A 13,550-nucleotide genomic window follows, 5' to 3' on the forward strand; every position below is an offset into this window, starting at 1 on the left:
TGATTGAAGCGACCGAGTCCAATTGCGAAAGACCAACTCGGACCACACCACAGCCGTGACTCGCTTGCCAGATCCGCGCGCTGTAGCGGGTTTCGGCACCGTATAACCCCTCCCTGCTCGTCAGGGATCCTGGAACGTGGTAAAAAACTGGTCCGCAACGACACGCGCATCATGCGTAGAATACACCCCAAAGCACGCCACGTTCGATGCAACATTCCCACCCCGATCTTTAAACGTCACCATGAGTAGACTTACCATCGTATTCCGCAGCCTTCTCATCGCGCCTGTACTCTGGGCGGCGCTGGCGGTTCCAGTTCTGGGTCAGAATGAATGGGAAGTAACCCCCGAATCCGAACTGGCGCTGGATCGCGGACTTGCCTGGCTGGCGAAAACACAGGGACCTCAGGGAAATTGGGAATCGAACGATCTGGGGTTGGTCGGACTGGGAGCCCTGGCGTTTCTGTCAGCGGGACATATGCCTGGACGAGGCAAATACGGTGATAATGTCGATCGAGCACTGAAATTTGTCGTTAAGAATGCCAAACCCTCTGGCCTGCTGAATATCGCGGACGCGCAACGGGATCTTTACAACCACGGCCTTGCCGCATTCGTGCTGGGCCAGGCCTACGGAATGACCGACGATCCACAAATCGGAAAGACGCTCGAACGAGCCCTGAAGCTGATTGCAAATACACAGTGTGACGACGGAAGTTGGGACTACCGGGCGAAGCGACAGGCGCACGGGCACGATCTGAGTCTGTCTGTGATGCAGGCCAAGGCGCTGCGCAGTGCCGTCGACAGCGGATTCGAAGTTCGGAACGATGTCATCAAGCTGGCGATTCAAAGTGTTCGCGGCTACTACAAGGCGGATAACGGTGCCCGTGGCTTGGAGGAGATGGCCCTGGAAGGGGGCGGAACATTCACCTACGACGGGAATCGGGCCACGATCGCGATGTCCGCATGTGGCGTGGTCTGCCTGCAGGAATTCGGCCAGTACGACGACTGGCGCATTCCCAAGAACTTCGATTACATGACCAGAGAGATCGCTCGGCTTTCTCCGGTCAAAGGGAACGGGGAAGTTCCATTCGACGCCTATACCCTCTACTACGTAGGCCAGGCTCTGTACCAGACGGGGGGAACCCGTTGGGAAACGAACTATCCCATTCTGAGAGATCACCTGGTCAAATCTCAGGTTCGCAAACCCGAAAATCCGTCCGAAGACGGTTCGTGGCGCGACACACGCTGGGTCCACGGCAAGCCTGGTCAATTATACGGAACGGCTGTGGGCTGTTTCATTCTCGCCATCCCCAACCGGTATCTCCCGATCCTGCAGGAAGGTAAGATTGAAGGACTGGGCGATCATCTGGGGAAGGAAGCCCGCAACTGATGACCGGCTTGATTCGATGACGCGTGCACCCGTGCTGGGATCCCGACTTCTTCGACCGGGTTAGTAAGGTGGCCATTGCGGAAGATGCGATCAACCTCAAAGAAGATTCATGCTAAGTTTTGACGCCAGTCCATATGCTCTCGCAGGAATTGCCGCGGCAGCGGGTCCTGTGCTGATTCATCTGCTGAATCGACGACGATTCAAGACGGTGAACTGGGCCGCAATGGACTTCTTGCGAGACGCTCTTGAACGGACTCGCAAAAAGCTTCATCTGCGCGATGTCCTTCTGCTGGCACTACGGATTCTGACCATCGCTCTGTTCGGACTGATGCTGGCACGTCCTTACTTCAAGGGAGCATCATCTGGCCAGGCCTGGCAAAACGCTCTGCTGGTGGCAACTTTGGTGACCACCTTCGGACTGGCCATCCACTGGGCCACATCGACTGAGGGGAAACGAAGCAGAATTGTCACAGCGGGATTACTCTTCGGCGTGCTGATTTCGGGGTTTCAGTTGTTTGGACTGTCTCAGCGAAATCTCACTTCGGGTGAGTCTCGCTTCAGCAGCAGGATGCCCCTGCACGCGATCCTCGTTGTGGACAATAGTCGAAGTATGGGCGTTGAATCACTCGGCACCCGTCTGCTCGATCGCGCCAAAAGCAAAGCGAGCGAGTTCATCAATTCACTTCCGCTGGAAAGCCGGATCTCCGTCATCCCCTTAGCAGGTTCAGAGACCCCCTACACACTGGAAGGTTACCGAAACAAAGAAGACGCAAGACGTGCACTCGACCGAATCCCGCTGGTCGATACTGAAGGAAGCATCCGGTCAGGGCTGGAACTCGCCGTCCAGGCAACTCAGCAGACGGCGGATCCCCCCGCCAAGCGAGTCGTCCTGTTCACCGACCTGCAGGAGACGGGTTGGCAGGCGACCGTCGCTCCCGAGTTGATGCAGCAGCTCACTGGCATGCAGATTGTCCAGGTCGCAACTTCCCCCGCGCGGAATGTCTGGATCTCGGGTCTGCATGTCGAAGACGGCCTCACAAGTGCCGAAGTCCCCTGTCGGCTGCTAGCCCGCCTGAATGCCAGTCGCGTAGAGACCAGTTCAACCCGGGAAAGCGAGGACCCGCCGTTTCGAGTCCAGGTCAGACTGCTGATCGATGGACTTGAAGTTGCCAGCCAGATACTCGAAGTGTCTCCCGGACAGGAACGGGAGATCGAATTCATTCACCAGTTTGAGACTACCCCCGATCCCCTGAAGCCCGACTGGACTGTTGCAACCGTCATCGCCCGGCCCGAACACTTGTCGATGGATCAACTGGCGGAAGACAACCGACAACAGATCGTGGTACCTGTCGTCTCATCACTGCCGGTCGTCTTCGTTGATCAATTCGGTGACGATGAAAACCTGGAGCAGAACCGGATTGGTGAGACGTATGCCTTGCGACATCTGCTGGCCCCTCGCTCCAGCGTCGACAAGTTACAACGACGGCTCATCGAGACCATTCATCTGCGGGGAGATCAGATCACGCAGGAAATACTCGAAACAGCTCGACTCGTCATCATTGGGGGCGTCGAGAAACCAGATGAGTCCACAATCTCGCTGCTGCATGACTATGTCCAGCAGGGTGGGCCACTGGTTGTACTGGCGGGAGCCCATTTCGATCCGTCTGCATGGACTGAACGGGCCTGGCGATCAGGCCAGGGAATCCTTCCTGTCCCGCTTGCTGCGAGTCCCATCGGGATGACTCCAGAAGAATCATCCCAACAAATTCGGCCGTTCTACCTCGCCTTCGAGACGATGCAGCACGACTTTTTTCTGGTGGAAGGAGAAGATCCCCAGACTCTGTCAGCCCTGTTCGATGCGACACCCTTCTTCAAAGCGGTTCAGGCGACGATGTCGCCGGATTTGTTGAGCGATCTGCTGGAGGCCGACACCCGACGATTGACCGAACGTCAGCAGTTTCTGGAAGCGTACGAAGCACGCCCCTCGTCCCGCGCGGATAACTCCGCAGTCGTCGAAGAAGCTGAAAGAACATACCGTCGCTGGGAACCATCGTGGTGGAACTGGCGTTCCCCTCTTCCGTTAGTCGATCGGACATTGAGCCCCGCGGAACTGGCGAAACGGAGCCAGCCTCGAGTGCTGGCGGCTTTCGACGGCGAGGGGATGCCCTACCTCGTTGAGCGCCGCATTGGTGCTGGCCGACTGCTCCTGTTCACCAGCGGCGTCACTTCAAAGTGGAATCTGCTCAAAAGTTCCGGGGCGATGTACTTCTTCCATCGGACGTGCAGTCAATTGATGGAAGAGACGCTTTCACGTCGAAATTATCTGGCCGGGCAGAAGATCACCATTCCCGTCGAGAGAAGTGACGAGCTTGGCTATTGGGTCATAAGGCCGTCCGGAATCCGGGAAGCCCTGTACGTCGAAGCCATCAATCCGAGCGTATCAGGTGTCACGATCCGTCGCCCGGTCCGAGCAGGGACCTATCTTGTCCAATCCGAACAAGGCGCCCGTGGAGATACTTCTGCAGCGAGACTGGTGGACGAGATTCCCATTGCCGTGAACGGGGCCGAAAGTGAATCCAATCTGACCGCATTACCTGCTGCGACCTTAATGGAACAACTTGATCAGTACGAGATTCGCGTCCTCACGGCCAATGATCCGATTCGGCTGGAAGGGGGAAGCAGTCGGGGAAGAAACCTGTGGAAAGGGTTCGGCTGGTCCGTACTGGCCTGTCTGTTGTGGGAGATGTTCATTGTAGCCGGGCCCTCGCTGAAACTTCGGGGGCAGGTGGTTTCCTCATGAACTGGACAGCATTTGTTGGCAGAAGACTGGGCTACAGTGAAATCTCGACCATCGAGTCGATTCGGATTTCTTTCGGCTCTGCCTGGGCTCATCCCTGGCCCGGTCTGGTGGTGCTGGGATGTCTCGGCCTGTCTGTCTTCACGTTCTGGTTCTACTTGCAGTGGCAGCCCCACGCAAAGCGGCCTGCCCGTCTGGGACTCGCGGTCCTCCGATCACTGATTCTCTCGCTGGTTCTGCTGATCGTCGCAGACCCTACGCTGGAACTGGCTCTGGTCAGTCTCCCCAAGCCGGTCCTATGGTTTCTGCTGGATGGCAGTGACAGCATGTCGATCGCGGACGAGCTTCCCGAAGCCGAGCGTTCGAGCCTGGCGACCGCAGTCGATCTCAAGGGCTACCGATCGCAGCACCCTTCCCAATCTGGCAGCGACCGCCTCTCACGAGCTGACTACACCCGTGCCTGGCTGCACAAAGCGGATCACAATCTGATTGATCGATTGTCTGATTCGTATCGCCTCCGCTTCTTCAGCTTTGGCGAAACAGACGGGGTTCGGATCCTGAGCTTTGACGAAACAACCTCGCAGCCCAGCCGTTTTGCGGACTGGCAGACAACAGGTCGTACGACCCCCTTGGGAGACGCCTTCGAGGAACTGGCACGACAACATGCCTCCGACAATGTCTCGGCAGTCGTCGTCGTCAGTGACTTCGGACAAAACTCGGGAACTTCACCACTGGAGGCCGCAAAGAAACTAGGGGTTCCGATCTTTACCGTCGGCGTCGGTCCGGTCACCGCGGTCGATCTCAGTCTCGACCTGATCGTTCCTCAGACAATTAAGAAGTCCGAATCATCGACCATCATTGTGACAGTAAGACAGCGTGAACTCGAGAACACTCCGGTCTCCGTTCAGGTTTATGCTCATCAAGCCGGAGAAGCGACGGAAAGCGAACAGCACCGGATCCCGATTGGCGAACGCCAACTGACCCTTGCGGAAGGAATGACTCAGCTCGAATTTCCTTTCACTCCAGATGTGACGGGACGGTACGTCGTCACGGCGGAAGTCGACCCCGTCGAAGGGGAAGTCGTCACCGAAAACAATCGAGCCACGCGTGAAGTCAGCATCATTGACGACTTTCTGCGGCTGATGTTCGTGGAGTATGAACCAACGTGGGAGTGGCGCTTTGTCAAAGAAATCTTTCACCGTGACAAACTGGTCGGCACCCGCGGCTTTCGGACATTCCTCAGATCGGCCGATCCCGTGGTCCGGGAAACGAATGAACTGTTCCTTCCAAACCTCACCCTTCCCCGCAGTCAGTTCTTCGAGAACGACGTGATCTTCCTCGGAGATATGCCGGCGTCCACCTTAAGCGAACGATTCTGTGAAATGACACGGGAATTTGTCAGCCAGTTCGGCGGTGGGCTGGTTGTCATCGCAGGGCCCCGGTTTGGACCGGGCCAACTGGCTGAAACCGCTTTGGCGGACATGCTGCCCGTTGTCGTCGATGGCGATCTCAGGCGGCGGGACAACCAGGAATTTCACCTCAACCTCACCCCGATTGCGGGGCAGTTCGACTTCATGCGCATGGGCACGTCCAGTGATGATCCCCTGAAGGGTTGGAACAACCTCGGCAAACTTCCCTGGTATCAGCCGGTGCGACGAGTCGAGGCGCGCGGAACGCAAGTTCTTGCCGAACACCCGCTGGACAAGTGCAGCGACGCACGGACTCCTCAACCCCTGATCGCTATTCGCCAGTACGGCCGGGGCGAAGTCGTCTATATCGCCTTCAATGAGATGTGGCGACTTCGGCGGTTACGGGGCGAGGAATTCTACCGCCAGTTCTGGGGCCAATTGATTCACAGACTGGGCCTCGGCCACGCACTCGGCAGTCACAAGCGGTTTGTCGTCAGAACGGACAAGAAACAATATCGTCCTGAGGAACAGGTCAGGATCACCGTCGAGGCTTACGACAAAGAGTTCCGCCCCCTCGACGAAAAAGAGATTCCGGAACGGCGATTGTGTACAGAGTGGATCCAGCCTCAAGAGGACGCCGAGGGGAATCGAACGCAGATCGTGGGAATTCCCCCGCTTCGGCCCGGTATCTTTGAGACGCGACTTCCCGTCACCAGTACGGGAGAATACCGCGTGCGCGTCACCGATCCCGTCACAGGTGACATCACCGAGATCAACTTCGACGTGGCGAATCAGTCAATTGAACGACAAAGCCCGATCCGAAATGCCCTGCTTCAGAAAAATCTCGCAGCAGAAACCGGTGGGAAAGACTACGACCTGAGAGATGTCGATCGATTCATCGAAGACTACCACCCTGTCCGTCAGAAAGAGATCAGTCTGGAGATCATCCCGCTGTGGACCAACTGGTTCACGTTTGGGCTGGTCCTTGTACTCCTGCTGGCGGAATGGCTGGTGCGCAAACTGGTGAATCTGGCCTGATCATGCAAACGAAGCTCCCCCATCTTCGATCGCAGCTGAATCTGCTCCGGCGGAAACGAAGTCTCGTGCGCCAATCCCAGGCCGCCTGTCGTCTGCTGACATTCACCCTGCTGCTGATCTGGTTCATTTTCGCAGGCGACTGGCTCTTTCGATTCTCGGCCCAGTCACGGTTCGTCATCCTGATCGGGATTCTGGTGGCCATCGGGTGGGGGGTAAAAAAATGGGTGCCGCTGCTCTCTCATCGTGAGTCGCTGGAAGAGGTCGCTCTGATCGTCGAGCAGCAACATCACATCGACAACGATCTGGTCGCCGCTTTGCAGTTTGATCAGCCCCAATCCCGTTCGTGGGGTTCGACACGACTGACAAGCGCTGTGGTCGATTACGTGGCCGAATTCAGTCGCTCGCTGAATGTGCTCGAGGGATTTTCCTACCAGAAGCTCCCACGGCGACTGGTCGAACTGGGGGCAGTAGTCCTGCTGGTGGCGGGAACCATTCTGGCCGTCCCTCAACATACCTCGGCATTCTGGAACAGGTTGCTGCTGGGTGATGCACGCTATCCCACGCGAACACAGATTCAATCCCTCTCGGTAAATGGGGAAGACGTCCCCGTGTTTTATCGCGGCAAGACTCACCAGCAACAGATTCCCTTTGGTGTTCCCATCGTTGTCAGAGCCCGCTGCGAGGGGGCCGTTCCGACAGTCGGATATGCGACGCTGCAGGGGCTGCGGAATGACGCGGTCAATCGCATCGAGCTACGTCCTGTTCCCAACATGCCGGGCGACTTCCAGGGAGAACTCTCGTACCTGACCGAGTCTCTACGGATGCGTATTGAAATCGGTGACGCGACTTCTGACCCTGGCGAATTCACCATCATCCCCCTGCCACTTGTTGATGTGACATGGAATGTGGCCCCCCCGACCTATGCCTCCGCAACACTCAAACAGGATGACATGGAAGGAAGTTCGCGGCAGATCGCGGTGCTGGACGGATCTCAGGCTCGACTGAAACTGGTCTGCCTGAACAAGAAACTCCGTTCGGCTCGACTGACGACAGGCGACACCACGTACGATCTGGTTGCTACCGGAAACATTCCCTCGGGCCGGGTGAGTTGGTCATTGCCGCCAAACACTCCCTTTGAGAACATTCGCGACTCACTCAAGTATGAAATCCAGGTGACAGACTACGATGGTCTGTCTCTCGAAAGCCCTGTTGCAGGCCAGATTCGACTGAAGTCGGATCGTCCACCCCGAATTGCCGCAACTGCCGTGACGCGGCACGTCCTTCCTTCGGCACAGCCGACACTCGACTACGTCGCCGTCGACGACTTTGGTATTGCCACCGTCACAGCCAGCATTCAAATTTCGCGTGCCAGAGGGGAATCGTCGAAGCATGACCTGCCCCTCAAACGGATCGAAGACCAGGACCAACCGCAACACAATCTGCGAGATCAGGTCCGCATTCCCCTTTCTGCGTATGAACTGGTCAAGGGAGATGACGTCAAAGTCTCGCTGCGAGTCAGCGACTGGCGGGGGGCCCTTCCCGGCCAATCGGCGGAAACGGAGCCGGTCCAGTTCAGCGTGACGGACTTGAGCGGTATCCTGACACAGACCGGCGAAGAAGATCGAAAATCTGCGAAACAGCTCGAGGAAATCCTGCAGCGCGAACTGGGGATCAGTGATGAGAAAAAATAGCTCGACGATCTTTATGGACCAGTTCATTCGACGGGAGAGCAACCACCGATGAAGCATTCTCTCTGGTCACGGATTCTCCTCGTCACCGGTCTGTTCGTGTGCAGCGCTGCCTCGTCGAGGGGACAGGTTCTTGAGAACGAAGCGCTCCTCCGCAAGCAGGAAGACCAGCAGCGTGCGCGAACCCTGACGCGTGAACTGCTGGCGAACGTCCTTGATGTGCAACTGCGTCAGCTCGATGAGAATGGTCTGTCTGACCAGGAAATTTATCGCGACATTAAGTTGATGCGTCAGAACCTCAACCATCTGGTTGAGATGGAAATGACGAACGTCGTTGACTTACTCGCCGAAGCCCAGCGACTTCCTGGAGAAAAGCGTGAGGCCCTCTTCGTCGATGCCCGCCAGCAGATTCGGACCGTGGTTCGTCAACTGGCTGTTCAGCGACAGAATCTGTTAAAGCGGCTCAAAATTGTGGAACTGGTCGAACAGGTTCGAAATCTCATCCATCAGCAATCGACGGTACAGAAGAATACCCGGGCAGTCCGGACTGAAGCCCAGTCTCTGCACGAGATTCTCACACTGCGCGCCATTGAAGATCAGCGCGACGTCAAAGAACTCTACCTGCATCTGATCGACACTCTTGTCGATATGAAGACCTGGAGCGGGTCCCTTTCCTCCACGGCCGCCGATGCCCTGAGGATCCTGAACGTCACCGAAGTCGGCCCCCATCTCGATTCCGCCGGACGCCACCTGCAGTCGGTGCAACATTCAGAAGCAACAGATGAGCAGGGTCAAGTCATTAAGGGATTGCAGGAACTATTGCGCGTCGTCGAACAAACCCAGGAGGGACTCGGTTCGGAATTCCTGGCGAACATTGACCGAGTACGTGGTCTGATGGAACGACAAAAACAGCTTCGAGACGAAACAAAATTGTTCGACGATCAGCAACCACCTCCCCCGGATTTCGTTGAACAACAGGCCCTGTTACAACGAGACATCGCCGGACTGGCGGAGGTCATTCCCAAAATTCCGAAGGGGGAAGCACTTCTGCAACTGGCAGAAGCCGCGGCGCTCGATGCCGCAGCCAGTCTGCTCGACGGCCGACTCGAAACGGCCATCTCGTCACAAGGCCAGGTCCTCGGGAATCTGGCGGCACTGGAACTGACGCTCCGGGAACAGGCGAAACAGAGTTCCCCCGACCGATCAGCCGAGGAACTGGCAGAAAGCATCAAACGACTTCACGAAGCCAAAGCCGCATTGAACGCGGCAAAACTCAGACAACCGTCTGTACGAACTGATGCGGGCGAACAGACTCAGGCCACTGCGGCGCAACTCACCGAGATCATTCAGGCCACCGAGGCGGCTCTGGAGAACCCTGATCTCCCTGCCAATGTCCTGCAATCACTCACGCGAGCGAAGCAATCGGCCTCGGCTGCAATGACAGCCCTCGAAGCAGCAACATCGGAGACGGATTCGCAGGAAGCAGCGAAGTCGCTCACAGATGTCGCCCACACTCTGGACCGGGCACTCGCCACCGTGGATTCGGCCATCGCTGACACAGAACGACGCGAATCGGCTGTTAAAATCGGTGAACTGGCGCGCGCTGCGGAAGTTCTCGAACGAGCAGCCTCCGAAGAGCGGCAGATCGCCGTCGAAGTGGATGCTCTCGCAGAACCCGGCTCAGCCACTGCCAGCGAAACAGCAGAACAGGCTCGGCACCTGGCTGCGCGTCAGGACGATGTACACGCCATCGCGGAAAAAACGGCCAAAGCGCTTGCTCAGATCGCAGCAGAGGCTTCGCAACACATTCTGGCGGGCGCGGCCGATGCAAAGGACTCTTCACAAAAGCTGCAATCGATTGCGGACCAGACAGCCGGTGAGCCCGCATCCGCCGCGGAGATCGCGGCCGAGTCGGCACGCAAGGCGTCACAGAATCTGGCCGACGCAGCAAAACTCGCTCGCAAACTCGTCGTGACGACGGCCCAGGAACTGGCTCAAAAAACATCCGAGCAGGCAGAGCAGATTGCCACTGCTCGGGCGGCTGTAGACCGCGCTCTCGATGATCTGCCCTCGAGCGGCGATCTGGCAAAACTCGACGCGGCGAGAAACGAACTGAACACCGCAATTCAGCAACAGGCAACCGCGTCTGGAAAACCGGCTGCCGCTCTCGCTCTTCAACTCGTCCATCAGATTGCCAGCGGAATTGAGGCCCAGCAGGCAGCCACGGAAATGGCATTAGCCGCCCAGGCCGGAGCGACCACGGAACTGAAAGCGACAATCAAAGAGGAAGAAGCGGCCGAGTCTGCTTTGATGGCCTTGGACACTGCCCGAAAATTTACGACCCTTGTGCCCGACCTGTCGGAATCCACATCCGGAAGCCTGATTCAATCATTAGACGATGCTCACCAGGGAGCTGCGCAGGCGGCACGACAAATCCTCGAGTCCAATCCCTCGGGCGCGATGATGTCTCAAGCGAAAGCCGCCGAGGCACTGCGAGCCGCGTTGGTGATCGCGCAATCCGAGGCGCAGACAACAGTCCAGCAGCCGCCGACTCATCCCAGTGACTTACAGGCGCAAGCCGACGCCGCAGCAACGACCAAACAGGCGCAAGCATTTGCCAGCCAGGCCTCGCAAGTCTCAGCCTCGGCCGTACATCCAGCGGTGGAAGCCACCGCAAGCGCTGAACGAGCCCTGGTCGTCGCTCCCCGTGAAGCAGGTGCGCTCCAGGCGACTGCCGAAGCGAAGCTGCAAGAGGCGCTCCGTCACCTTGTCGCAGCCGTCGATGCGGCGACAAGGGAACGTGAAAAACGACTCGCGGAACTGGCGGATCAACACGAAGCGATGGCGGAGGAAGTCGCGGCAGCGGACCCGGCAGCGGCCGACTCGATCGATGTTGCTGCCCAGGCGGCTCGTCGCGGTTCACACGCAACGGAATCCTCCACGCAAGTCAGCGAAGCAGAAGCGGACGCGGAAATGGCCTTGGAGCAAGCCTCTGCCAACCTGGGTGCTCGAGAGCAGGAGATTCGACGAGACCAGGCCATCGCCGAGACGGTGGCCAGCCTGGCACAAGGCCAGCAGTTGGCCGCCGACACCATCGCCGAACAATCTGCAGAACTGGAGCGAATGGCCGAAGCAATGGAAGAAGCTTCTACCGAACAGCAACGAGCGGCGGCACAATCCTTAAATGAGGCCAAGCAACAATTCGCCGACTCGCAACGAGCAACGGGTCAGGGAGCCGTTGAGCTGAGCGGACAGAAGGAAGTTGCCAACCTTCCGCTTCGCGAAGCTCTTGAGCTGGCCTCGATGTTGCCAACCGAGGATGCCGCCTCGGAGGATCCGCTCGACGGACTTCTCCCTCAGCCCCCGACGGATTCCAAGGATTCCACAGCACCGGACGTGGCGGATGCCGGTCCCTCGCCCCCTTCCGCCCAAGCCGAGCAAGGCACCGAAGGTCCTGCGGTTTCCCCCTCCGAGGCGGGGCAGTCAGCGATCGCCAAACCGGGAAAAGCCTCTTCCGGCAAACCTAACGATCTGGGGACGGGTTTTGTCCCGCAGTCCCCCCAGTTAACCGCAGACATGATGGCGGGTGCCAAAGCTCAGCGAGCGGCCCGGAAGGCACTCGGACAGCAGATGCCCAAATTGTCTCAGCAGGCTGATGGACAACAGTCGGAATCCGGAAAAGTCACTGACGGCGATCAGGGAGAAGCTCAGTCGAGCGAACACTCCGAATCATCGAAGCTTTCAAAGAACGAGGGAACCAGTACCACGAATCAAGGTGTCAAAGACGGACCGATTCAGCGCGAACCCGAAGGGACCAGTGCCACCTCGAAACCCTCGGACAAGGCTCGTGAGACCGAGGATAAGATCGAAGGAAAGCAATCGAAGGAAGCAGCCTGGTTCGCAAGGTTACCTCCTGAGCTACGTAAGTCGCTTCGCGCGGGTACGGGGCAGAAACCGCCGCGAGCTTATGAAGAACGCCTGAAAAACTATCTGCAGAGTGTGGATTGAACGGTCGCCCCTTCCCGTTGCCGTTCAAAAGCCCGATCATCACTAAGAACAATTTCACCAGTAAGACTTATCACATGACCACCGATTCCATTCCTGCGGACGACGTCGCGGCAGTACAGAAATGCGAAGGAGCCTACAACACGCTGCGCGATGAACTCGCAAAAGTCATCGTTGGCCAAAGCGACGTCATTGAACAGGTCCTGATCGCCATCTTCGCACGCGGGCACGCCCTGCTTGAAGGAGTCCCCGGTCTGGCCAAAACGCTGCTCATCAGCTCACTAGCACAGGCCCTGCACTTAACGTTCAAGCGGATCCAGTTCACCCCCGACCTGATGCCCAGTGACGTGACCGGCACCGATGTCATCCAGGAAAATCTGGAAACGCACAATCGCGAATACAAGTTTCTGCCAGGTCCGCTCTTCGCCAACATGATTCTGGCGGACGAGATTAACCGTACTCCACCCAAGACTCAGGCCGCGATGCTGGAAGCGATGCAGGAACGACAAGTGTCAGCGGGGGGCCAGATCCATCAGTTGCCCGATCCGTTCTTTGTGCTGGCAACGCAGAACCCGCTTGAACAGGAAGGGACCTATCCCTTGCCCGAAGCGCAACTGGACCGATTCCTGCTGCACATTCGCGTCGCATATCCCTCGGCCGCAGACGAGTGGGAAGTGGCGCGACGCGTCACCACAGGGCATATGGGAAAGATTGAGGGAGTCCTCTCCGGTGAAGACATCGTCGGTTATCAGCGACTGGTCCAGCGTGTCCCCGTCAGTGATCAGGTGCTGGGTTACGCTCATGCTCTGGTGCGCGCGTCTCGTCCGGGCACGGAAGAGGCCCCCGACTTCGTCAACAAATGGGTGAACTGGGGAGCCGGCCCGCGCGGAGTCCTGACGCTCGTCACCTGTGCAAAAGCGCGAGCCATCCTCTACGGTCGCTACCACGCGACAATCGGCGACGTGCAGGCAGTGGCCCAGGGAGCTCTGCGGCATCGAATCGCCCCCAACTACGCCGCACAGGCGGCAGACATCAACAGCGAAAAGCTGATCGACATGCTCATGGAAAGAACACCGGCCGACAGGAAATATGCCCGGCCCGCTTAATCGAATCGCGTGGCGAACTGCCTGATTCGCCGCAGCGCACCAGCAGGCACTGGTATGCACCATGAATTGGTCGGATCGACCACAGAATCCAGCGTGGCTGGTCCGCGAATACGGACCAGC

Annotated in this window: 6 protein-coding genes; all 6 read left to right on the forward strand. The window is 57.9% G+C overall.

Annotated features, from left to right (window positions below):
- Positions 1–241: 241 nt before the first annotated feature.
- The 6 genes from VGE80_RS00930 (at position 242) to VGE80_RS00955 (ending at position 13,430) form a co-directional block, all read left to right on the forward strand.
- A complete protein-coding gene (locus VGE80_RS00930; RefSeq protein WP_440591344.1) occupies positions 242–1,387 on the forward strand; it encodes a squalene--hopene cyclase in 1,146 nt (381 codons plus the stop codon).
- 109 nt (positions 1,388–1,496) lie between these two features.
- Positions 1,497–4,187: a BatA domain-containing protein gene (locus VGE80_RS00935; RefSeq protein ID WP_373653206.1), complete on the forward strand. Its 2,691-nt coding sequence runs from the start codon at positions 1,497–1,499 to the stop codon at positions 4,185–4,187.
- Positions 4,184–6,631, forward strand: coding sequence for a hypothetical protein (locus tag VGE80_RS00940; RefSeq protein ID WP_440591345.1), 2,448 nt, complete (start codon positions 4,184–4,186; stop codon positions 6,629–6,631). Before VGE80_RS00935 ends, VGE80_RS00940 begins: the two co-directional genes overlap by 4 nt.
- A gap of 65 nt (positions 6,632–6,696) precedes the next feature.
- A complete protein-coding gene (locus tag VGE80_RS00945; protein ID WP_440591346.1) occupies positions 6,697–8,322 on the forward strand; it encodes a hypothetical protein in 1,626 nt (541 codons plus the stop codon).
- 48 nt (positions 8,323–8,370) lie between these two features.
- Positions 8,371–12,327 carry a hypothetical protein gene (locus VGE80_RS00950; RefSeq protein ID WP_440591347.1) on the forward strand — a complete coding sequence of 1,319 codons (3,957 nt, stop codon included), beginning with the start codon at positions 8,371–8,373 and terminating at the stop codon, positions 12,325–12,327.
- Between the two features lie 74 nt (positions 12,328–12,401).
- Entirely contained in the window at positions 12,402–13,430 is a 1,029-nt protein-coding gene (locus tag VGE80_RS00955) for an AAA family ATPase (RefSeq protein WP_440591348.1), read from the forward strand.
- The last annotated feature ends 120 nt before the right edge of the window (positions 13,431–13,550 follow it).

The organism is Schlesneria sp. (assembly GCF_036405755.1).
Classification (GTDB): Bacteria; Planctomycetota; Planctomycetia; order Planctomycetales; family Planctomycetaceae; genus Schlesneria; species Schlesneria sphaerica.

Excerpts from the sequence above, each read along its gene's own strand:
- VGE80_RS00935 (WP_373653206.1), top strand. The coding sequence starts at position 1,497 with ATGCTAAGTTTTGACGCCAGTCCATATGCTCTCGCAGGAATTGCCGCG.
- VGE80_RS00930 (WP_440591344.1), top strand. The coding sequence starts at position 242 with ATGAGTAGACTTACCATCGTATTCCGCAGCCTTCTCATCGCGCCTGTA.
- VGE80_RS00940 (WP_440591345.1), top strand. The coding sequence starts at position 4,184 with ATGAACTGGACAGCATTTGTTGGCAGAAGACTGGGCTACAGTGAAATC.
- VGE80_RS00955 (WP_440591348.1), top strand. The coding sequence starts at position 12,402 with ATGACCACCGATTCCATTCCTGCGGACGACGTCGCGGCAGTACAGAAA.
- VGE80_RS00950 (WP_440591347.1), top strand. The coding sequence starts at position 8,371 with ATGAAGCATTCTCTCTGGTCACGGATTCTCCTCGTCACCGGTCTGTTC.